The organism is Brevundimonas viscosa, from assembly GCF_900116065.1.
Taxonomy (GTDB): Bacteria; Pseudomonadota; Alphaproteobacteria; order Caulobacterales; family Caulobacteraceae; genus Brevundimonas; species Brevundimonas viscosa.
In genome coordinates this window covers 275914-296031 of sequence record NZ_FOZV01000002.1, presented here as the reverse complement: position 1 = coordinate 296031, position 20118 = coordinate 275914, and the positions used below count along the sequence as shown (strand labels likewise).

The window sequence follows — 20118 nt, the reverse complement described above, 5'->3', positions numbered from 1 at the left end:
ACGATGATCCTGGACGGAAGGTTGGGCGGCGGGCGCCGGACAGGCCGCAAAGGGTAGGTCGCCGACCGGCTGACCGCAACAGGACGCAATGGGGATCGCACACGGCATGATCGGAACCAGTCTCGCGGCCGCGCTGGCCCTCCTCGCGCCCGCGCCGGAAACCCTGATGCCGCCCCAGGTCCCCTACGCCTCGGTCGCCCAGGGGCCGGTCGGCGATCAGCCGCGGGTCCTGGGGGACCAGGACGCGGCGCTGTTCCGCGAGGGGCTGGCGCTGGCGCGGGCGCGCGACATTCCCGGCACGCGGGCGGTGATCGGCCGGATCGCCGATCCGGCGGCGCGCAAGCTGGTCGAATGGGCACTGCTCGACACCTCGGCGGACCGGATGTCGTGGTCGGAGCTGGCCGATGTCGACGCCCGCTTCGCCGGCTGGCCGCGCTCCGACAGCCGCCGCGCGGCGGTGGAGAAGGCGCTGGAGCGCGGCTACGCCGGGCCGGACGCGACGCTCGCCCTGTTCCAGCGGATTGAGCCGACCACGGTCGAGGGGGCCATCGCCCTGGCCGACGCGCTGGAGCACCGCGGTCGCGGCGACGAGGCGCGGCGGCTGATCCGCGACTGGTGGACGAGCCGCTCCTTCGACGACGCCAGCCAGGCCCGCATCCTCGCCCGCTGGGGCTCCGCCCTCACCCAGGTCGACCATGAGGCGCGCCTGAACCTGCTTCTGGCGGGCCCGCACGGGCCGGCGACCCGCGCCATGACCCAGCTGGTCTCGCCCGGTCGGCGGGCGGTGGCCGAGGCGGCCATGGCGCTGCGCACGGCCTACAGTCCCGATGCGATCGTCGCCAATCTGACGCCGGCGCAGGCGCGCGAGCCGGCGGTGGCGCTGGAGCGGGCCCGCATCCTGCGGGCGGCCAACCGGCAGTCAGAGGGCTTCGCCCTGCTTTCCGCCCTTCCCCCCGCCGGGACGTCCTCGACGGACGCGCAGAACACCCTGTGGTCGGAGCGGCGCAACTACTTCCTCGACGCGCTGGAGCGCCGCAACTGGCAGGCGGCCTACGACGCCATGGCCGGACACGGCTTCCTCTCGGGCGAACGCAAGGTCGACGCCGAATTCTTCGCCGGCTGGGTGGCGCTGGTGAAGCTGAACGATCCGGCCCGGGCGGCGGCGCATTTCGAAACGCTACGGCAGGCCTCGTCTACGCCGATCACCCAGGGACGGGCGCTGTACTGGCTCGGCCGGGCGGCCGAGGCGCAGGGCAATACGCCGGCGGCGGTGGCCCATTACCGGGCCGGCGCCGAGCACATCCAGAGCTTCTACGGTCAGCTGGCCGCCGAGAAGGCGGGGATGACGACGATCTCCCTGCCCGCCGATCCCGTTCCGTCGGCCGCCGACCGCGCCGCCTTCGAAGCGGACGAGCGGGTGCGCGCCCTGCGCATCCTCGGGGAAACCGGCGAGGCCAGCCTGTTCCGGGTGTTCGCCTACCAGCTGGACGACGACCTGCCGGGGCCGGCGCAGCTCGCCCTGCTGATGGATGCGGCGCGCGGCTATGGCGAGGGCTTCACGGCCATGATGGTCGGCCGCGCCGCCAGCCAGCGCGGGTTCCTGATGCCGGAGCGGCAGTATCCGGTCCGCATCCCGCCGGAGGTGGCCGGGGCGGCTCCCCTGCCCTTCACGCTCGCCATCACCCGCCAGGAGTCGAGCTTCGATCCGCGAGCGCGCTCCAGCGCCGATGCGCGTGGCATGATGCAGTTCCTGCCGTCGACCGCGGCCGGCGTGGCCCGCCGCCTCGGCATGCCCTGGTCCGCCGAGCGGCTGTGGGAGCCCGACTACAACATGACGCTGGGCAGCTACCACCTCGGCGAGCTGATGACCCGCTTCGGCGGATCGATGCTGCTGACCACAGTGGGCTACAACGCCGGCCCGGCGCGCCCGCCGCAGTGGATCGCGCGCTGCGGCGACCCGCGGGGCGGCCAGACCGATCCGGTCGACTTCATCGAATGCGCCCCGTTCACCGAGACGCGCAACTACATGATGCGGGTCATGGAGAACATGAGCATCTACAAGGCCCGGCTGGACGGCGGCTCGGCCCGGCTGACCCTGTCCGAGGACCTGCGCCGCGGCGCTGCCGAGGGGCCGCGACCCTATCCCGGATTTGAGGGCGAGCCGGACCTGCGGACGCCGCCGTCAGATCCTTCGGAATAGCGGACGCCGGACAGCAGCGGACCTTCCGGGGTTTCCATCCAGCGCCCTGAAAGACCGAAGACCCGGGCCAGCACCCCGGGGCCGAGCGCCTCCAGCGGCGGCCCCTCGGCGACCACGCGTCCGGCGTCCAGCACGACGACCCGGTCCGCGTGACGGGCGGCGAGGGTCAGGTCGTGAAGGCTGGCCAGCACCGCCTGCCCGGCGCGGGCGCGGCCCCGCAGCAGCTCCAGCACCATCAGCTGGGCGTCGGGATCAAGGCCGGCGATGGGCTCGTCGGCCATCAGGGCGGCGGCGTCGGCGGCCAGCGCCCGGGCGAGCAGCACCCGGGCCCGCTCGCCCCCCGACATCTCGGCCACGCCGCGGTCGACGAGATGGCCCGCCTCCACCTGCGCCAGCGCACCACGGGCGGCGGCGATGGCCTGCGATCCGGCGAGGAAGGGCGCGCCAAGGGCGGCGACCTCGAGCGCGGGCAGGTTCCAGGCGATGCGCCGCTCCTGCGGCAGGTAGGCGACGCGAGCGGCGCGCTCCCGCCCGGACAGGGCGTGGACGGCGTCCCCGCCCAGCCGCGCCTCGCCAGACGTCAGCGGCAGCAGGCCGGCGAGCGCCCGGATGGCGCTGGACTTGCCGGCGCCGTTGGGACCGACCAGCGCCACCAGCTCGCCCGGGGCGACGGCGACGTCCACCGCCTCCAGCACGGCCCGGCCGCCCAGCCGCGCGGTCGCGCCGGCGAGCTCGAGGGCGCTCATAGCCGCCACTCCCGCGCCGCGCGCCAGGCGATGAGGGCGAACAGGGGCGCGCCGACGAGGGCGGTGAAGACGCCGAGCTTGAGCTCCTGATCGGTCGGCACGATGCGCGCCAGCAGGTCGGCGACCACCAGCATCAGGCCGCCGGCGAGGGCCGAAGGCCGCAGAAGCCGACCGGGATCGCCCCGCACCGCGGCGCGGACGAGGTGCGGGGCCGCCAGGCCGACGAAGCCGATCACCCCGGCCACGGCGACGGCCGCGCCCGCCGCCAGGGAGGTCGCCAGCAGGGCCAGCACCCGGAGGCGCGCCATCGGCAGGCCCGAGGTGCGGGCCGTCTCCTCGCCGAGGCTGAGCATGCGCAGGCCGGGCGCGGCGAGTCGGGCGAGACCGGCGGCGAGAAGGGCGGCCGGCGCGACCCATGCAACGTCGATCCAGCTGCGGTTCTGCACCGAGCCGAGCAGCCAGCCCATCACCTCGGCGCTGGCGATCGGCGACGGCGACAGGTTGAAGATCAGGGCCGTGGCGGCCCCGGCGAAGCTGGACAGGGCGACGCCGAACAGGATCAGCGCCTCGGGCGAACGCACCCGCGCCGAGAACAGCACCAGCAGGCCGCCGGCCGCGCCGGCGCCGGCCAGGGCCGAAGCCTCCACCGCTCCGGGGACGGCGGCGAGCCCCAGCACGATGGCGACGGCGGCGGCGAAGGCGGCGCTGGCCGAGACGCCGAGCACGCCGGGATCCGCCAGGGGATTGCGCAGCAGCCCCTGCATGACGGCGCCCGCCAGGCCCAGTGCGCCGCCGACCAGCACGGCAGTGGCCGCACGGGGCGCCCGCACCTGCCATAGCACCAGGCCGGGCCCCGAGGACGGGTCGCGGAAGGCCTCGGCGAGCTGCGCGGCGGACAGCGGGCTTTCTCCCAGGAGCACGGCGAGCACGAGAGCGAAGAGGATGGCGATCGTCAGCGCCGCCGTGAGCGACGCCCGCGGGGCGGGCGTCACGGGCGGCGCTCCGCCAGCAGGGCGGCGGCGTCGGCGGCGAACCACGCCGGGCAGGTCAGGCTCGCCGCCGGCAGGCTGGCCGCGACCCGCCCGCGGGCCGACCGACGCACCACGGGATGCCGTCCCGGACCGCGCCAGTCGCCCCGGATCTGGTCGAAGAAGCCGAGCACGAAGCGGGCCGGCGGCTGCAGCGCGATGCGCTCGACGCTGACGGGGCCGAAGAACGGCGCCGGTGCGAGATTGGCGAAGCCGGCCGCGGCCAGGATGGCATCGACGAGAGTGCCGGAACCGGCGGTGAAGCCGCCGGCGGTGAGATACAGGGCCCCGGGGCGTGGCGCGCCGGGCGTCGCCGCCGCCGCGGCGAGGCGCGCGTCCATGCGGGCGATCAGCGCCTCGCCGCGCTCCGGCGCCGCGAGCGCCTCCGCGACGATGCGAATATTCCGGCGCACCCCTTTGAAGTCGCTGGCGTCCTCGATCACGGCGACGCGCGCGCCTGCATCCGAGAGCCGTCGCAGCAGCCGCGGCTCGCCGCCCCAGTAGCGGACCACCACGTCGGGTTCGAAAGCGACGGCGGCCTCAAGAGTCGGCCGGACGCGCCGCCGCCCCTCCGCGGCCGAGCGAAGCCAGGCGTCCGGATCGTCGGCGCGCGGCGACAACGCCAGGTCGGCGTCGGGGCGGAGCGCGAGCAGATACTGGTCCGCGCACTGGTCCAGCGCCATGGCGCGCAGCGGCCGGGCTTCGGCGGCGCTCGCCAGAAACAGCGCGGACAGGCCCGCCGCGACGGCCGCTGCGGGCCTCAAGGCCGCAGGAAGCCCGCGAGCAGCCCCTCCATCATCGCCGTGGTCAGCGCCTCGCGGTCGACCCAGTCGAAGTACGGCTTGCTGATCATCAGCGAGACGACGCCATGCCCGCCCGCCCACAGGGCCTGGGCGGCGGTGCGGGCGTCGACGCGGAGACGGCCGGCCGCCTCCAGCTCCTCGACCACCCGCTCGAACGACCGGAACAGTTCCGTGCCCAGTTCGCGCGCCGAAGATTGCGGCCCCTCCTGCAGTTCCGCCGGGCGGGTCATGTAGACGAGACGATAGGCGTTGGGATTGCCGAAACCGAACTCGACGTAGGCGCGCATCATCCGGCGCAGACGATCCTCGGCAGGCCCCGACTGCGCCATGGCGCGCTCGTTCCCGGCGCGCAGGGCCTCGAAGGCCTGGCGGGAGATCTCCTGCAGGATCGCGCCCTTGTCGGGAAAGTGCATGTAGAGGGCGGTGGAGGACAGGCCGACCTCGTCGGCGATCTTTCGGATCGTGGCCCCCTCGTAGCCGTGCTCCACGAAGATCCGCTCCGCCGCGGCGAGGATCTCCGCGCGGCGTTCATGGCCTTCGCCCTTCGGCTTGCGCTGCGAGCGGGCGCTGGCTGGGGCTTCGGTGGACACGGTGAACTCCCGGCGGCGTCTGTCCTGAATAGCGGCATTCGACCGTCCTCGCCAACCGGTTGCCGTGCGCGCCCGGCGGCGTTAACCATTGCGTGTGGGCAGGGCTGAGACCAGCGTGGCGGGCGAACCGCAGCGCGGTGAGGCGCGCTACGGACCGGCGTCGGAAGAGAGCGCCGGCCGCCGGGGCCTTGCGCCCTTCCAGTGGCTGATCCTGACGACGCTGGCGGGGTGCGGCGGGGCCGGGTTCTGGCTGCAGGCTGAGCGGACCGGCGCCGTGATCGTGGTCGCACTCGGAGCCGGCTTCCTGCTGGTCGCCGTCTGGCGGATCCTGCTGGTCATGCTCAGCGCCGCCCCGGCGCCACCGGCGCCGGACCCGACCGTCTGGCCGCGCTACACGGTGCTGGCGGCGCTGTATGACGAGGCCGAGGTGGTTCCGCTGCTCGTCTCGCGGCTGGCGCGGATCGACTATCCGGCCGACCGGCTGCAGGGCCTGCTGCTCCTCGAGGCCCACGACCACGACACCATCCGGGCCGCCCTCGCCGCGCCGCGCCCGCCGTGGCTGGAGCTGTTCATCATTCCGCCGGGCGCGCCGCAGACCAAGCCCCGCGCGCTGAACCACGCCCTGGAGCGGGCCACGGGCGAACTCCTGACCGTCTACGACGCCGAGGACGAGCCCGACCCGGGCCAGTTGCGGGCCGCGGCGGCGCGTTTCGCCGCCGACGACAGCGGCCGCCTCGCCTGTCTTCAGGCGCCGCTGCGCATCCGGCGTCTGGGGACCGACGGCGCCGATCCCTTCCTCGATCGCCAGTTCGCCGCCGAGTACGCCGCCCTGTTCGAAACCGCCCTCCCCGGCCTCGCGCGCCTCGGCCTTCCCTTCCCGCTCGGCGGCACCAGCAATCACTTCCGGACGGCGGCCCTGAAGGCGGTGGGCGGCTGGGACTCCTGGAATGTCACGGAGGATGCGGACCTCGGCTTCCGGCTGTGGAGCCGCGGCTGGCGGCTGGGGATGATCGATCGGCCGACCCGGGAGACGCCGCCCGGCCGTCTGGAGCACTGGCTGCCGCAGCGCGTGCGGTGGCAGAAGGGCTACATGCAGACGTGGGGCGTGCACACGCGGCGGCCGTGGCGGCTGGGCCTGCGCGGGGCGGCGGCGCTGCTCCTGACGGTCGGCGCCGGCCTGGCCTCGGCGGCGTTGCACGGTCCGTCGCTGGCCTGGATCGCCGCCGCGACCCTGGTGGCGGCAACGGCCGGTCTGTCGCCGGCCACGCCCTTCCTGTCGCTGAGCGTGCTCGTCATGGGGGCGGCGGCGGCCTGGCTGGCCTGCGCCATCGGCGCGCGCCGGGCCGGCGTGCCCTACGGGGTCAGGGACATGCTCGCCGCGCCGGCCTACTGGAGCCTGCTCAGCCTCGCCTTCGCCCACGCCGTGTGGCGGCTGGTGCGCGAGCCCTTCGCCTGGGACAAGACGCGGCACCGCCCCGACGCCCCCGCCCCGGCCGCGGCGGTTGACGGGGCGCTGGACGAGGCGGCCCCGCAGCGCCTATCAGCGGCCCATGTCGCCGCGCCTGAACCCGTCGCCTGAGACCCTCGTCACCCGCGGCTGGGCCGACTACGCCCTGCTGGACAGCGGCCACGGCCGCAAGCTGGAGCGCTACGGCCGCTTCACCGTGGTGCGGCCCGAGCCGCAGTGCTTCTGGAGCCCGCGCGACCCCGGGGCCTTCGACCGCGCCGATGCGGTGTTCGATCCGACCGACGAGGACGAGGCGGGCCGCTGGCGCTTCGCCGCCCGGCCGCTCGACACCTTTCCGCTGGCGTGGCGCGACGTCCGGTTCACCGGGCGGTTCACGCCCTTCCGGCACCTGGCTTTCTTTCCCGAGCAGGCGGCGAACTGGGAGTGGCTGGACGCGCGGGTGCGCACGCTCTCGCGCTCAGGCAGCCCGAAGGGCGTTAGCGCCCCGGAAGGCCGGCCCAGGGTGCTGAACCTGTTCGGCTACACAGGGGTGGCCAGCCTGGCCTGCGCCGCGGCGGGGGCGGAGGTCACCCACGTCGACGCGTCCAAGAAGTCGGTCGGCTATGCGCGGGAGAACGCCGACGTCTCGGGGATGGCGGACCGGCCGATCCGCTGGATCGTCGAGGACGCGCGCAAGTACGTGGCGCGCGAGGTGCGGCGGGGATCGAAGTACCACGGCATCATCCTCGACCCGCCCAAGTACGGACGCGGCCCGACGGGCGAGGTGTGGCGGCTGTTCGAGGACCTGCCGCTCCTGCTGAAGGACTGCGCCGCCCTGCTCGCGGACGACGCCTCCTTCCTGCTGCTAAACGCCTATGCGGCGCGGATTTCGGGCCTGTCGCTGGCCCACCTGATGGCGGAGGCGACGGCGGATCGCGGCGGAATCATCGACTGGGGTGAACTGGCGCTGGCCGAGGACCGGCCCGACGGGCGGGCCATCGGGCTGAGCTTCTTCGCGCGGTGGAGCGCCTGAGCATGGCCGCCCCGGAACAGGACAGGCTGATCACCTCGCTGACCAACGACACGGTCAAGGCCGTGCGGGCCCTGCACATGCGCAAGGAGCGCGAGGCCACGGGGCGGTTCCTGGCCGAGGGTCTGAAGTTCATCGGCGAGGCGCTGGACCAGGGCCGGGCGCCGAAGCTGCTGCTGGTCGGCGAGGAGGCGCGGCCGCATCCGCTGCTGGAGCGGGCGAAGGCGGAGACCCGGGCGGCGGGCGGCGAGGTGGTCGTCGTCACCCGCGCCATCCTCGAGAAGATCAGCCGGCGCGATAATCCGCAGACGGTGCTGGGCGTGTTCGACCAGGTCTACACGCCGCTGTCGGCCGTCGTTCCGGAGTCGGCCCCGTGCTGGGTGGCGCTGGAACAGGTGCGCGATCCGGGCAACCTCGGCACCATCGTCCGCACCGCCGACGCGGCCGGCTGCGGCGGGGTGATCCTCGTCGGCGACTGCGTCGATCCCTATTCGGTGGAGGCGGTGCGGGCGACGATGGGCTCGGTCTTCGCCGTGGCCATCGCGCGGGCGAGCCAGGCCGAGTTCCTCGCCTGGCGGCAGGGCTGGCCGGGCAGCGTCATCGGCACCCGGCTGGACGCGGTCCACGGCTACCGCGACGCGGCCATCCAGCGGCCGGCGCTGATCGTCATGGGCAATGAGCAGGCGGGGCTGACGGACGAGTTGGCGGCGGCCTGCGACGTCAACGTCAAGATCCCCATGCGCGGCCGGGCGGACAGCCTGAACCTGGCCATCGCCACCGGCATCATGGTCTATGCGGTGACGGACGAGGATTGAGCCTTAAGAGGCCCGGCGAGCCCCACCGCGGCCTGAATGGATCGGATCACCTCGTCCGGACTCCCGCTGGAGTAGAAGGTCTCCATCAGAACAGCGCCGCTCCGACACCGGATGCGAATGAGTCGCCCCCAACGGAGGGCCGGTCCCGCCTCCTCCACGGAGGTGATCTCCCGCACCGGAACGGCGACGTATCCCCTCTTCCAGATCAGGACGACGTCGCCTCGGTAGAAGGTCAGGACCTCGTCGGCCACGCGAGCGGCATACCCACGGCGCCACAGGACAAACCAGTCGAAGAACGTCGCCGGCAGCAGCCCCCCGATCAATCCCACAGTGATCACGGCGACCAGCACCGGCCCGAAGCCGTGCGCGTAACGCCCGCTGTAGGCGTCGAGGTCGATGAAACTCAGCAGCAACAAAACCGAGAGGGTGCTCGTGAGCAGCGCCCCGCCGAGGACGCGCACGCGCGAATATGGGATCGTCAGCTCGGACCGATCATGCACCTTCATCCGCTTGAGCCTTAGAAGCTCCGCCCGTCCACCCGCGTCGCGGTCCAGCTGAACGGCTCGATGTCGGTCAGGGTGCGGACGTTGACGGCGACCATCGGCCGGCCGTCGGGGCCTTCGCCGCGGGCGTGGGTCTGGACGCCGCAGGTCTGGCAGAAGCGATGACCGATCTTGTGGCTGCCGAAGCGGTATTCGGTCTCGGCTCCCTCGGCCGTCAGGCGGAAGGCGTCGGGCTGGACGAAGCCGAGCACGAAGCCCTTGCGATAGCAGTGCGAGCAGTTGCACTCGATGAGGCCGTCGAGGCTCATGTCGACCTCGTAGGCCACGGCGCCACAATGGCAGGAGCCGGTGTGGGTTTGAACGTCGGTCATCAGGCATCCTCCAGCATGACCACCCCGGGGGCGGACTTGAGCGCGCCGCGCAGGGCGCCGTCGAGACGGTAGCGGCCGGGCAGCTTCATCTCCACCTCGCGCCGGCCGTCGAGGGCCGCGACGAGCAGGATTTCACCGCCCTTGCCGTTGCTTGCCGACGCGCGTTCAAGTCGTGCGCGAAGCGCCTGGGCGTCGGCGGCGCGGGCGGAGACGTGCACGCGCAGGGCCAGCTGGGTGTCGTCCATCACGGCGTCGAGGCGGCTGGCGTCGTCGCCGAAGAAGCGCACCTCGCCGTCGGCGGCCTTGGCGCGGACGCGGACCATGACCGACGCCCCCGCCTCCAGCACCTCGCGGCACTTGCGCAGCTGTTCCGGCGGGAACAGGCATTCGAACTCGCCGGTCGGGTCGGAGAAGGTGACGAAGGCGAACTTCTCGCCGGTTTTCGCGCTGGCCCGCTCCTGGCGGCGGCGGACCACGCCGGCCATCATGAAGGCCTCGTGGCCGCTCTCGGCCAGCTGGGTCGCCTCGGCGACGAAGGTGACGCGCTTGCGCTTCAGGGCCGGGGCCATGTCCTCCAGCGGGTGGCCGGAGAGGTAGAAGCCGACCGCGGCCAGTTCCTGGTCCAGCTTCTCGGGGCCGACCCAGGGTTCGACCGGCTTCAGGCGCGGGCGGGCGGCGGCGGCCTGGTCACCGCCGAACAGGCTGACCTGGGCCGAGGCGCGCTCGGCGGCCACGCTCTGGCAATAGGCCATCAGGGTGTCGGCCTGTTCGACCAGCTGGCGGCGGTTGGAGTGGAAGCTGTCGAAGGCGCCGGCGCGGGCGAGGTTCTCCAGCGCGCGCTTGTTGACGTACTTGGGGTCGACCCGTTCGAGGAAGTCGAAGATGTCGGTGAAGCGGCCGCCGGTCTCGCGCACCTCGACGAGGTGCTTCATCGCCTCAAGGCCGACGTTGCGGATGGCCCCCAGGGCGTAGAGCACGCTGCCCTGCCCGTCCTCCCGGGCGACGTCGAAGTCGGCCGAGGAGCGGTTTACGTCCGGGGCCTTCACCGGCACCTCGAAGCGACGGCAATCCTGATAGAAAACAGCCAGCTTGTCGGTGTTGCTGAGATCGAGGCTCATGGACGCAGCCATGAACTCGACCGGGTGGTTGGCCTTCAGCCAGCCGGTCTGGAAGGAGATCAGGGCGTAGGCGGCGGCGTGCGACTTGTTGAAGCCGTAGCCGGCGAACTTGGCCACCAGGTCGAAGATGCCGCCCGACTGCTCCTCGGGGACTCCCTTCTCGGACGCGCCCTTGATGAAGCGGGCGCGCTGGAAGTCCATCTCCTCCTTCTTCTTCTTGCCCATCGCCCGGCGCAGCAGGTCGGCCTCGCCGAGGCTGTAGCCGGCCAGGATCTGGGCGATCTTCATCACCTGCTCCTGGTAGATGATGACGCCGTAGGTCTCGGTCAGCACCTCCTTGAGCGAGGGGTGCAGGTAGTCGACCTCGGCCCGGCCGAACTTGCGGTCGATGTAGGTGTCGATCATCTCCATCGGCCCCGGCCGGTAGAGGGAGATGAGGGCGGTGATCTCCTCGATGGAGCCGCAGCGCATCTTGCGCAGGGTGTCGCGCATGCCCTGGGATTCGAGCTGGAACACCCCGACGGTCTGGCCCGAGGCCATCAGCTCGTAGGTCTTCGGGTCGTCCAGCGGCAGCTGGTTCCACACCGGCGCGGCGCCGCGGCGCGACAGGTAGCCGTGGGCGCGGTCCAGCACGGTCAGGGTCTTGAGGCCGAGGAAGTCGAACTTTACCAGGCCGGCCGGCTCGACCCACTTCATGTTGAACTGAGTGGCCGGGATGTCCGAACGGGGGTCCTGGTAGAGCGGCACCAGCTCGGTCAGGGGGCGGTCGCCGATGACCACGCCGGCGGCGTGGGTCGAGGCGTTGCGGTACAGGCCCTCCAGCTCCAGCGCCGTGTCAAGGAGGGAGCGCACCGCCGCCTCGCTGTCGCGGGCCTCCTTCAGGCGAGGCTCCAGTTCGATGGCCTGGGCGAGGGTGACGGGGTTGGCCGGGTTGGCCGGCACCATCTTGGCGAGGCGGTCGACCTGGCCGAGCGGCATCTGCAGCACCCGGCCGACGTCGCGCAGCACGGCGCGGGCCTGCAGGGTGCCGAAGGTGATGATCTGGGCGACGCGGTCCTTGCCGTACTTGTCCTGGACGTAGGCGATGACCTCCTCGCGCCGCTCCTGGCAGAAGTCGATGTCGAAGTCCGGCATCGACACCCGCTCGGGGTTGAGGAAGCGCTCGAACAGCAGGCCGAAGCGCAGGGGATCGAGGTCGGTGATGGTCAGGGCCCAGGCGACCAGCGAACCGGCCCCGGAGCCGCGCCCCGGCCCGACCGGAATGCCGTGCGCCTTGGCCCATTTGATGAAGTCCGACACGATCAGGAAGTAGCCGGGGAAGCCCATCTGGACGATGATCCCGACCTCCCATTCGAGGCGCTTCCAGTACTCCTCTTCCGGCGCGGCGGGGGTCACCTCGCGCAGGCGCTGTTTCAGGCCCTCGCGCGCCTGGTGCTCCAGCTCGGCCGGCTCGTCGCGGCCGGCGCCGGTGTCGAAGCGCGGCAGGATCGGCGCCCGGGTGGTGACGAGGAAGGCGCAGCGGCGGGCGATGTCGATGGTGCTGTCGCAGGCCTCGGGCAGGTCGGCGAACAGCTCGCGCATGGCGGCGGCCGGCTTGAACCAGTGCTCGCCGGTGATGCGGCGGCGGTCTTCCTGGCCGGTGAAGGCGCCGTCGGCGATGCACAGCAGGGCGTCGTGGCTCTTGGCCTGGGCGGCCCTGGCGTAGTGGACGTCGTTGGTGGCGACCAGCGGGACGTCGTTCGCGTAGGCCCACTCGACCAGACCCCGCTCGGCCTGGGCCTCCTGCGGCAGGCCGTGGCGCTGCAGCTCGACATAGAGGCGGTCGCCGAAGGCCTCGCGCATGGCCGACAACGCGGTCGCGGCCTCGTCCGGCTTGCCCTGGACGAACAGGGGGTCGACGGGACCATCGGGACCGCCGGAGAGCAGGATCAGGCCCTCGGCGTGCTCAACCACCCGCCGCCAGTCGACGCCCGGCTCGTCCATCGGCCCGGCCTCGAGGAAGGCGGCCGACGACAGGGCGCAGAGGTTCAGCCAGCCGGCCTCGTTCTGGACGATCAGGACCACGGTCGGGCATTTGGCCCAGCGCTCCGCCGGGCGGCCGCCCACGCCGGTGACCGGCAGGGCGCAGGCGATGATCGGCTGGACGCCGGCGTCCTTCGCCGCCTGGCTGAACTCCAGCGCCCCGAACAGGTTGGCCCGGTCGGCCACGGCCACGGCGGGCATGCCGGCGTCGGCGGCCAGGCGCGGGACCTTGCCGGCCTTGATCGCGCCCTCCAGCAGCGAATAGGCCGAACGGACCCGGAGGTGGATGAAGCCCTGCGGCACACGCGTCTCCCACAGCCGGCTCACGCCCCGGCCTCCCCCACCCTATCGCCCGGCGACGATTCGCTGGACAGGCGGAAGGGCGGGTTCAGCCGGGGAAGACCGCGATCGGGCGTGGACAAGTTTTCATCCGGGTGAAAGTCTGCGCCCTGGCACGGTTTCGGGGCGCCAAACCTGCCAAACCTGCCAGCGCCCTCAGGCCGCCGGCAGCATCAGCGCCGCCTGCCACATCACCCAGACCACCCCGCCGCACGAGGCCAGCGACAGCAGATCCCTCATCCAACGCGCCATGTCGGTCCTCCCGGTTGCGTGTTCCTCGTATGTTCTATGTTCGCGTTGTGTTCCTGTCAAGCCGGCCGTGGAGGGCCGCGGAGGCTACGGGGCTTCGAACCCGAATATTTGGCGGAAGTCTTCGCCAAGGCGGGGCGCTGCGACCCGCGTCGCCTCTGGCCCCACCCTGCCCAATGCCGGCTGTCCGTCGGCGCTGAAGGCCCGGCATTCAGCGGCCGAGTAGTAGGGACTCGCGATCATCGCCTGATTGAAGGCGGCCGCGAAGGCGAACTCCCGGCGGGCGATGGCCGGATCGCGATCAGGCTCCAGAACCTGGATCGGGAATTCGCCGATCTCGCAGGATACGCCGATCACGCCGTAGGCAGGCGTATCCATCGCCGTCGCCGGCCAGGCGAGCAGCCTCTGGTCGCCGACCTCGAGCCGCTGCCCCGCGAGCGTCTCCGGCGCCTTCGGGTCCATGCAGCCCGCCACGAGGAGAGCGACCAACCCGGAGAACGCCGCCGCTCGCATCAGTAGGCGTGGCTCTCCGCCGGCCGCTCCTCAAGGTGGCCGTCCTTCAGGGCGAAGACCCGGTCCATGTGGCCGGCCAGCTCCATGTTGTGGGTGGCGATGAGGGCGGCGACGCCGGTGGATTTGACCAGGTCGTGCAGGGCTTCGAACACCGTCTGGCTGGTGGCCGGGTCGAGGTTGCCGGTGGGCTCGTCGGCGAGCAGCAGGCGCGGGCGGTTGGCCAGGGCGCGGGCCACGGCGACGCGCTGGCGCTCGCCGCCGGACAGCTGGGCCGGCTGGTGGGTCAGGCGGTCGGCGAGGCCGAGCTTCGTCAGCAGCTCCTCGGCGCGGGCGCGGGCCGCCTCGCGGCCGACGCCGGCGATGCGCAGCGGCAGGGCCACGTTGTCGCGGGCGTCGAACTCCGGCAGCAGGTGGTGGAACTGGTAGACGAAGCCGATGGCCCCGAGCCGCACGCGGGTGCGGGCGTTGTCGGGCAGATGGCCCATCTCATGGCCGTCGATGCGCACCTCGCCCGAGGTCGGATGCTCCAGCAGGCCGGCGGCGTGCAGCAGCGACGACTTGCCCGAGCCGGACGGGCCGATCAGGCCGACGACCTCGCCCGGCCGCACGTCGAGGTCGACGCCCCTGAGCACGGTCAGGCCGCCGCCGGCGGTGTCGTAGGTGCGGGTCAGGCCGCGGACCGAAAGGACGGGGGCCGAAGGGACGGGGGCCGAAAGGATGGGGGCGGTCTCACTCATAGCGGAGCGCCTCCACGGGATCGAGCCGGGCGGCCTGCCACGACGGGATCAGACCGGCCACGCAGCTCATAAAGAAGGACCAGACGGTGACCCAGAAGACGTCGAGCGGGTCGACCTCGGCCGGGATGGCGTCGAGCATGTAGACATCGGCGTTGAACAGCTGCACGCCCAGCAGACCCTCGAGGAAGTGCTGGATGGCCCCGATGTTGAGGCAGAACAGCAGGCCGAGCAGCAGGCCGGTCAGGGTGCCGAGCACGCCGATAGTCGCGCCGGCGATGAAGAAGATGCGCAGCATGGAGCCCTGGCTGGCCCCGACGGTGCGCAGGATGGCGATGTCGCGGGTCTTGTTCTTCACCAGCATGACGATGCCGGAGATGATGTTGAGCGCGGCGATGGCCACGACGAGGCCGAGGATGATGCTCATCGCCACCCGCTCGACCTTGAGCGCGCCCCAGAAGGCGGCGAGGCGGTCGCGCCAGTCGCTGACCAGGGCGGTGGGGCCGGCCGCGTCGCGCAGGGGCTGAAGCAGGTCGCCGACCCGGTCGGGCTCCTGCACCTTGATCTCGATGACGTCCCAGACGCCCTCCTTGGCGAAGAACAGCTGGGCCTGCTCCAGCGGCATGAAGACGAACAGCTGGTCGAAGTCGGCGGTGCCCGAGCTGAACACGCCGCCGACGCGGTAGGTCTTCTCCAGCCCGCCCAGATTGCCGAAGGCGCTGTCCGCGCCAGTGGGAGAAAAGAGGGTGATGGGGTCGCCCACGCGCAGGCCGAGGCCTTCGGCCAGGGCCTTGCCGATGATGACGTTGTCGCCGCCGTACGGCCCCTGCCCGAAGGTCTGTTTGGTGCGCTCGTCGAGGCTGGCGTAGACGAAGGACATGGAGTCGAGGTCGTCGGGGGCGACGCCGCGCACCATGGCCCCCGTGGTGCGGCCGGCGGCGCGCAGCAGGCTCTGGTTCTCGACCAGCGGCGTCACCGATACCACGCCGGGGACCGCGCGCAGGCGGGCGACGGCGGCGTCGCGCTCGGGCGAGGTCAGCACCTGCCCCTGCACATAGACGTGCCCGTTGAACGACAGCATGCGGCTGAGCAGCTCGCTGCGGAAGCCGGCCATGATGCTCATCACGGTGATCAGGGCCATCACCGCCAGGGCGATGGCGACGTAGGAGATGATCGCGATCAGGGCGATGCCGCCCTCCTTGCGCCGGGCGCGGAGGTAGCGGAACGCCAGCCCGAACTCCCAGGCGGCGAAGGGGCCGGCGGGTTTCACGGGCTTCATGGCCGCTGCGGTGTCCGTCATGCGGTCAGCCTCGCGATCGCCTCGTCCAGCGGCAGGGACAGCTTCTCGCCGGTGGCCCGGCGCTTGAGCTCGACGACGCCCTCGGCCAGCCCCTTGGGACCGATGGTCAGCTGCCACGGCACGCCGATCAGGTCGGCGGTGGCGAACTTGCCGCCGGGGCGTTCGTCGGTGTCGTCGTAGAGCACCTCCTTGCCGAGGCCCTCCAGCTTCGCGACCGCCTGCTCGCAGGCGGCCGAGACGGCGGCGTCGTTGGCGCGCAGGTTGATGACCACCACGTCGAACGGAGCCACGGCGTCCGGCCAGATGATGCCGCCCTCGTCGTGGCTGGCCTCGATGATGGCGCCGAGCAGGCGCGACACGCCGACGCCGTAGCTGCCCATGTGCACGGGGGCGTCCTTGCCATCGGGGCCCTGGACGTGGGCCTTCATCGGGGCCGAGTATTTGGTCCCGAAGTAGAAGATGTGGCCGACCTCGATGCCGCGGGCCGACAGGCGGTCGCCCTCGGCGGTCTCCGCCTCGAAGCGCCCGGCGTCGTGCATCTCCTCGGTGGCGGCGTAGAGCGCGGTTCGCTGATCAACGATTGACTGAAGGTCGTCCCAGTCCACGTCGCCGCCGGGCGCCGGCATCTCGACCAGCTTGCGGTCGCAGAACACGGCGCTCTCGCCGGTGTCGGCCAGAACGATGAACTCGTGGCTCAGGTCGCCGCCGATCGGGCCGGTGTCGGCGCGCATCGGCACCGCCTTCAGCCCCATGCGGGCGAAGGTGTTCAGATAGGCCACGAACATGCGGTTGTAGGCCCGGCGCGCCGAGGCCTCGTCGATGTCGAAGGAATAGGCGTCCTTCATCAGGAACTCGCGGCCGCGCATGACGCCGAAGCGCGGGCGGCGCTCGTCGCGGAACTTCCACTGGATGTGGAAGAGGTTCAGCGGCAGCGCCTTGTAGGACTTCACGTAGGCCCGGAAGATGTCGGTGATCATCTCCTCGTTGGTGGGGCCGTAGAGCAGCTCGCGCTCGTGCCGGTCGGTGATGCGCAGCATCTCGGGCCCGTAGGCGTCGTAGCGGCCGGACTCGCGCCACAGGTCGGCGAGCTGCAGGGTCGGCATGAGCAGCTCGACGCCCCCCGCCCTCACCTGCTCCTCGCGCACGATCTGCTCGATGCGGCGCAGCACGCGCAGGCCCAGCGGCAACCAGGCGTAGATGCCGGCGGCCTCCTGGCGGATCAGGCCGGCGCGCAGCATCAGCTGGTGCGAGACGATCTGGGCGTCGGCGGGCGCCTCTTTCAGCGTGGGCAGAAAATAGCGCGACAGGCGCATGGGGAGAATCCGGCGTGGGAGGCGTGGGAGGACCGGTTTAGCGGGTCGGGCGGGGCGAAAGCTAGGCCGGGGGAAGGGATTAGGGATTGGGGATTGGGGATCAGGGATTAGGGATCAAGCGCGTGGCGCGGAACCGGTGCACCGCCAGCAGTCCTGACTCAGCCCGGCCTTCCTGCTCCCTAATCCCTATCCCTAGTCCCTACGGATGCGGGCGGGCGATGCCGTAGCGCGCGGCCAGATACGGAATGATCGCCTCGTCCTGCAGGAAGCGGCGGCCGGTGGCGGCGCTGGTCTGCGCCCCGGGCCAGTCGAAGTCGCCGTCCAGCACCAGCAGCGGGCACGACTGATGGTCCTCGCCGACCTGCTCGATCACCGCCGGCCGCGGGCGGGGCCAGTCGAGACGGACGATCTCGAGCCGGTCCTTCAGCTGCGGATGGAAGGCCAGCACGCCCTCGATCACCGCGCCGGCGGGGCAGTACCACGGGCCGCCGTGGTCGTCGGTCCAGCCCGGATTGATCAGGAACAGGCGATCGGTCACGGCGGCGCTCCTCAGGCGGCGGGCGGGGCGAGGTCGGGGATGGGCATCCAGCCGAGCCAGACCAGCACCATGATCAGCGCCCAGAGGATGGCGGAGATCCACGTGGTGGTGAGGAATTTCTTCTTGAGGTTCGGCTGCACCGGGGCGCCCCACTGGGCGCCGTCGGTGGGCTGCTCCTGGTCGCGCTGGTTCATGCCCAGCGGCAGGACGGTGAACAGCACCACCCACCAGCAGACGAGATAGATGGCGACCATGGTGAAGAGGCCCACCGGCATGTCAGTGCGCCTCCTTCGGCGTTTCCATGAGCTCCACCAGCACCCCGCCCATGTCCTTCGGGTGCAGGAAGATGATCGGCGTGCCGTGGGCCCCGATGCGCGGTTCGCCCGTGCCGAGGATGGTCGCGCCTTTCGCCCGCAGGGCGTCGCGGGCGGCGAGGATGTCCTCGACCTCGAAGCAGACGTGGTGCTGGCCGCCCTTCGGGTTCTTCGCCAGGAAGCCGTGGATCGGGCTGTCCTCGCCCAGCGGCTCGATCAGTTCGATCTGGCTATTGGGCAGGTCGACGAAGCAGACGCGGACGCCCTGCGCCGGCAGATCAAAGGGCGCGTGCGCCTGCGTCGCGCCGAGCATGTCGCGATACATCGCGACGCTGGCCTCGATCGAGGGGGTGGCGACGCCGACGTGGTTCAGTCTTCCGATCATGGCGAGGACTTAGCGGTTCCGCACGCGCGGGAGAAGGCGCGCGATGACGCGCCCCTCCCCCGTCGCCGCCGCCGGGTCATTGCGTGAACGGATCGGTCGGCGTCGGACGGGTCGGCAGCGGCATGCGCGGCAGGGGCTCGTCCGAGTTGGCCGCGGCCAGCAGCAGGCCGGCCAGCACCACGGCGGCCTGGCGCAGATCCTCGGGCTTCAGGTGGTCGTAGCTGTCGATCGAGGTGTGGTGCAGGCGGCTGCCGTAATCCAGCGGGTCCTGGATGAACTGGAAGCCCGGGATGCCGACGGTCTGCATGTAGACGTGATCGGTGCCCCCGGCCGGGCGCAGCGACACGGTCGTGGCGCCGAGGCTGTGGAACGGCTCCAGCCACTCCTCGAACACGGCGGCGGCGGCGACGTTGCCCTCGGCGTTGACGCCGCGGATGCGGCCGGAGCCGTTGTCGATGTTGAAGTAGGCGACGAGGTCGTCATGGCCGTCGCGCGGCTGGACCGGCCAGCGGGCGCGCCAGGTCTGGCCGTTCGGCAGGGCGTCCAGCTCCGCATCGCCCAGCGGAGCCCGCGTGGCGAGGTGGCGGTCGACATAGGCCAGCGAGCCGTGCAGCCCCTGCTCCTCGCCGTTCCACAGGGCGAAGCGGATGGTGCGCTTCGGGCGCACGTTCAGGGCCTTGAGAATGCGCGCGGCCTCCATGACCACGGCGGTGCCGGCGGCGTTGTCCACGGCCCCGTCGGCGGCCACCCAGCTGTCGAAGTGGGCCCCGGCCATGACGTACTCGCCCGAGCGGCTGGTTCCGGGAATGTCGGCCAGCACGTTGTAGGCGTTGACGTCCTCGTCGTGGAAGCGGACCTCGCTGAGCAGCTCCAGCTTCGGCGCCGCGCCGGCGCGGGACAGGCGGGCCAGGCGGCGGTAGTCCTCGGCGGCCAGCTCCATGCCCGGCAGGCGCGGCGTGGCGCCGACGCGATGGGTGTAGCCGGCCCCATGCAGCAGGCCGCCGTCGCGATAGGACATGCGCACCCAGCCGAGCGCGCCCTCCGAGGCGAGGAACTCGTCCATGCGCAGGGCGAAGTTGTCCCGGCCGCCGTCGCGGCTCACCGTCACCGGCGCGTGGTTCGGCTGCACATAGGCGGTGCGGCCGGCCAGCTCCTCGTCGGTCCAGCGGCGGAACTGCGGCGTGGTCGGGTCCTCGGCGTCGGTCGGCTCGGAGATCATCACGATCTTGCCGGCCAGCTTGCCGCGGTGCTTGTCGAAGTCGGCCACGCGGCTCATCGGGGCCAGCACCACCTCGCCGCTGATCGTCCCGTCCGTGCCGGGCGTCCACGCCACCGGAATGGCGCGCAGCTCCAGCGGCCGGGGCTCGACCATGCGGGCGTCGGAGCGGACGATCGACCAGCCGCGGCCGAACTCGAAGCCCTCGGCGCGCACGTTCGACAGGCCCCACTCGCGGAACCGCTCCTGGGTCCAGCGCTCGGTCTCGCGCATCTGCGGCGAGTTGGTCATCCGCCCGCCGATGCGGTCGGTCAGGTGGGCGGCGGTGCGCATCACCTCGGAGTGGTTGAAGCCCTGGTCGAAGATGCCGTTGACGGCGACCAGGTCGGGCGCCTGGGCCATGGCGGGCGCGGCGGCGAGGACGGCGGCGACGGAGACGGCGGCGAACAGGCGCTTCATGTGGGACCCCCCGGGAATCGAGACCGGGGCATTTGACGCGAGCCGGACGGATGCGCAAACGGCGAATGTGACCGGAGGGAGATGC

19 protein-coding genes are annotated in these 20118 nt (G+C 71.9%); 4 read left to right on the top strand and 15 right to left on the bottom strand.

Annotated elements, in window-relative coordinates:
- Positions 1–106: 106 nt before the first annotated feature.
- Positions 107–2200, top strand: a complete 2094-nt coding sequence (locus tag BM333_RS05705) for a transglycosylase SLT domain-containing protein (protein WP_245777161.1) — start codon at positions 107–109, stop codon at positions 2198–2200.
- Here the strand turns inward: BM333_RS05705 and BM333_RS05700 are convergent.
- The 4 genes from BM333_RS05700 to BM333_RS05685 are packed head-to-tail and all read right to left on the bottom strand — an operon-like array spanning position 2140 to position 5367.
- Positions 2140–2946: an ABC transporter ATP-binding protein gene (locus tag BM333_RS05700; RefSeq protein ID WP_092308247.1), complete on the bottom strand. Its 807-nt coding sequence runs from the start codon at positions 2944–2946 to the stop codon at positions 2140–2142. The genes BM333_RS05705 and BM333_RS05700 overlap by 61 nt on opposite strands.
- Positions 2943–3938, bottom strand: coding sequence for a FecCD family ABC transporter permease (locus BM333_RS05695; protein ID WP_245777160.1), 996 nt, complete (start codon positions 3936–3938; stop codon positions 2943–2945). The genes BM333_RS05700 and BM333_RS05695 overlap by 4 nt, the downstream gene beginning before the upstream one ends.
- Complete coding sequence (locus BM333_RS05690; protein ID WP_245777159.1) at positions 3935–4738, bottom strand: ABC transporter substrate-binding protein; 804 nt, start codon at positions 4736–4738, stop codon at positions 3935–3937. Before BM333_RS05690 ends, BM333_RS05695 begins: the two co-directional genes overlap by 4 nt.
- Positions 4735–5367, bottom strand: coding sequence for a TetR/AcrR family transcriptional regulator (locus tag BM333_RS05685; protein ID WP_092308243.1), 633 nt, complete (start codon positions 5365–5367; stop codon positions 4735–4737). The genes BM333_RS05690 and BM333_RS05685 overlap by 4 nt, the downstream gene beginning before the upstream one ends.
- Before the next feature lie 115 nt (positions 5368–5482).
- Here BM333_RS05685 and BM333_RS05680 point away from each other — a divergent pair, with 115 nt between their 5' ends.
- From BM333_RS05680 to BM333_RS05670, 3 genes are read left to right on the top strand one after another with little or no spacing between them, the layout of a single operon-like run.
- A complete protein-coding gene (locus BM333_RS05680) occupies positions 5483–6946 on the top strand; it encodes a glycosyltransferase family 2 protein (protein WP_245777158.1) in 1464 nt (487 codons plus the stop codon).
- Positions 6918–7847 (top strand): RsmD family RNA methyltransferase, encoded by a 930-nt coding sequence (locus tag BM333_RS05675; RefSeq protein ID WP_092308240.1) that lies wholly within the window; start codon positions 6918–6920, stop codon positions 7845–7847. The genes BM333_RS05680 and BM333_RS05675 overlap by 29 nt, the downstream gene beginning before the upstream one ends.
- Before the next feature lie 2 nt (positions 7848–7849).
- The gene (locus BM333_RS05670) at positions 7850–8659 is read left to right on the top strand and encodes a TrmH family RNA methyltransferase (RefSeq protein WP_092308238.1); all 810 of its coding nucleotides are present in this window, start codon (positions 7850–7852) and stop codon (positions 8657–8659) included.
- Here BM333_RS05670 and BM333_RS05665 read toward each other — a convergent pair.
- The 11 genes from BM333_RS05665 to BM333_RS05615 all read right to left on the bottom strand — a co-directional run bounded on the left by BM333_RS05665 (position 8635) and on the right by BM333_RS05615 (position 20033).
- The gene (locus BM333_RS05665) at positions 8635–9165 is read right to left on the bottom strand and encodes a hypothetical protein (RefSeq protein WP_092308236.1); all 531 of its coding nucleotides are present in this window, start codon (positions 9163–9165) and stop codon (positions 8635–8637) included. The two genes, BM333_RS05670 and BM333_RS05665, sit on opposite strands and share 25 nt — an antisense overlap.
- A gap of 11 nt (positions 9166–9176) precedes the next feature.
- Positions 9177–9533 (bottom strand): GFA family protein, encoded by a 357-nt coding sequence (locus tag BM333_RS05660; RefSeq protein WP_092308233.1) that lies wholly within the window; start codon positions 9531–9533, stop codon positions 9177–9179.
- Positions 9533–12991 (bottom strand): DNA polymerase III subunit alpha, encoded by a 3459-nt coding sequence (gene dnaE / locus BM333_RS05655; RefSeq protein ID WP_092308546.1) that lies wholly within the window; start codon positions 12989–12991, stop codon positions 9533–9535. The genes BM333_RS05660 and dnaE overlap by 1 nt, the downstream gene beginning before the upstream one ends.
- Before the next feature lie 357 nt (positions 12992–13348).
- Positions 13349–13723, bottom strand: a complete 375-nt coding sequence (locus BM333_RS05650; RefSeq protein WP_143105780.1) for a hypothetical protein — start codon at positions 13721–13723, stop codon at positions 13349–13351.
- Between the two features lie 50 nt (positions 13724–13773).
- The gene (locus BM333_RS05645) at positions 13774–14511 is read right to left on the bottom strand and encodes an ABC transporter ATP-binding protein (protein WP_092308229.1); all 738 of its coding nucleotides are present in this window, start codon (positions 14509–14511) and stop codon (positions 13774–13776) included.
- Complete coding sequence (locus BM333_RS05640) at positions 14504–15808, bottom strand: lipoprotein-releasing ABC transporter permease subunit (RefSeq protein ID WP_092308227.1); 1305 nt, start codon at positions 15806–15808, stop codon at positions 14504–14506. The genes BM333_RS05645 and BM333_RS05640 overlap by 8 nt, the downstream gene beginning before the upstream one ends.
- The gene (gene proS, locus BM333_RS05635; protein WP_092308225.1) at positions 15805–17121 is read right to left on the bottom strand and encodes a proline--tRNA ligase; all 1317 of its coding nucleotides are present in this window, start codon (positions 17119–17121) and stop codon (positions 15805–15807) included. Before proS ends, BM333_RS05640 begins: the two co-directional genes overlap by 4 nt.
- Before the next feature lie 199 nt (positions 17122–17320).
- Positions 17321–17659 (bottom strand): DUF3088 domain-containing protein, encoded by a 339-nt coding sequence (locus BM333_RS05630; protein WP_092308223.1) that lies wholly within the window; start codon positions 17657–17659, stop codon positions 17321–17323.
- 11 nt (positions 17660–17670) lie between these two features.
- Positions 17671–17934, bottom strand: a complete 264-nt coding sequence (locus BM333_RS05625) for a DUF1467 family protein (RefSeq protein WP_092308221.1) — start codon at positions 17932–17934, stop codon at positions 17671–17673.
- Between the two features lies 1 nt (position 17935).
- On the bottom strand, positions 17936–18358 hold the full coding sequence (gene mce, locus BM333_RS05620; RefSeq protein WP_092308219.1) for a methylmalonyl-CoA epimerase: 423 nt from the start codon (positions 18356–18358) through the stop codon (positions 17936–17938).
- 76 nt (positions 18359–18434) lie between these two features.
- On the bottom strand, positions 18435–20033 hold the full coding sequence (locus tag BM333_RS05615; protein WP_092308217.1) for a M20/M25/M40 family metallo-hydrolase: 1599 nt from the start codon (positions 20031–20033) through the stop codon (positions 18435–18437).
- Positions 20034–20118: the final 85 nt, after the last annotated feature.

What these genes read in the sequence shown, in the direction of transcription:
- BM333_RS05705 (WP_245777161.1), top strand. Translation starts at nt 107, where the DNA reads ATGATCGGAACCAGTCTCGCGGCCGCGCTGGCCCTCCTCGCGCCCGCG.
- BM333_RS05700 (WP_092308247.1), bottom strand. Translation starts at nt 2,946, where the DNA reads ATGAGCGCCCTCGAGCTCGCCGGCGCGACCGCGCGGCTGGGCGGCCGG.
- BM333_RS05675 (WP_092308240.1), top strand. Translation starts at nt 6,918, where the DNA reads ATGTCGCCGCGCCTGAACCCGTCGCCTGAGACCCTCGTCACCCGCGGC.
- BM333_RS05670 (WP_092308238.1), top strand. Translation starts at nt 7,850, where the DNA reads ATGGCCGCCCCGGAACAGGACAGGCTGATCACCTCGCTGACCAACGAC.
- BM333_RS05665 (WP_092308236.1), bottom strand. Translation starts at nt 9,165, where the DNA reads ATGAAGGTGCATGATCGGTCCGAGCTGACGATCCCATATTCGCGCGTG.
- BM333_RS05660 (WP_092308233.1), bottom strand. Translation starts at nt 9,533, where the DNA reads ATGACCGACGTTCAAACCCACACCGGCTCCTGCCATTGTGGCGCCGTG.
- BM333_RS05650 (WP_143105780.1), bottom strand. Translation starts at nt 13,723, where the DNA reads ATGGACCCGAAGGCGCCGGAGACGCTCGCGGGGCAGCGGCTCGAGGTC.
- BM333_RS05645 (WP_092308229.1), bottom strand. Translation starts at nt 14,511, where the DNA reads ATGAGTGAGACCGCCCCCATCCTTTCGGCCCCCGTCCCTTCGGCCCCC.
- BM333_RS05640 (WP_092308227.1), bottom strand. Translation starts at nt 15,808, where the DNA reads ATGACGGACACCGCAGCGGCCATGAAGCCCGTGAAACCCGCCGGCCCC.
- proS (WP_092308225.1), bottom strand. Translation starts at nt 17,121, where the DNA reads ATGCGCCTGTCGCGCTATTTTCTGCCCACGCTGAAAGAGGCGCCCGCC.
- BM333_RS05625 (WP_092308221.1), bottom strand. Translation starts at nt 17,934, where the DNA reads ATGCCGGTGGGCCTCTTCACCATGGTCGCCATCTATCTCGTCTGCTGG.
- mce (WP_092308219.1), bottom strand. Translation starts at nt 18,358, where the DNA reads ATGATCGGAAGACTGAACCACGTCGGCGTCGCCACCCCCTCGATCGAG.
- BM333_RS05615 (WP_092308217.1), bottom strand. Translation starts at nt 20,033, where the DNA reads ATGAAGCGCCTGTTCGCCGCCGTCTCCGTCGCCGCCGTCCTCGCCGCC.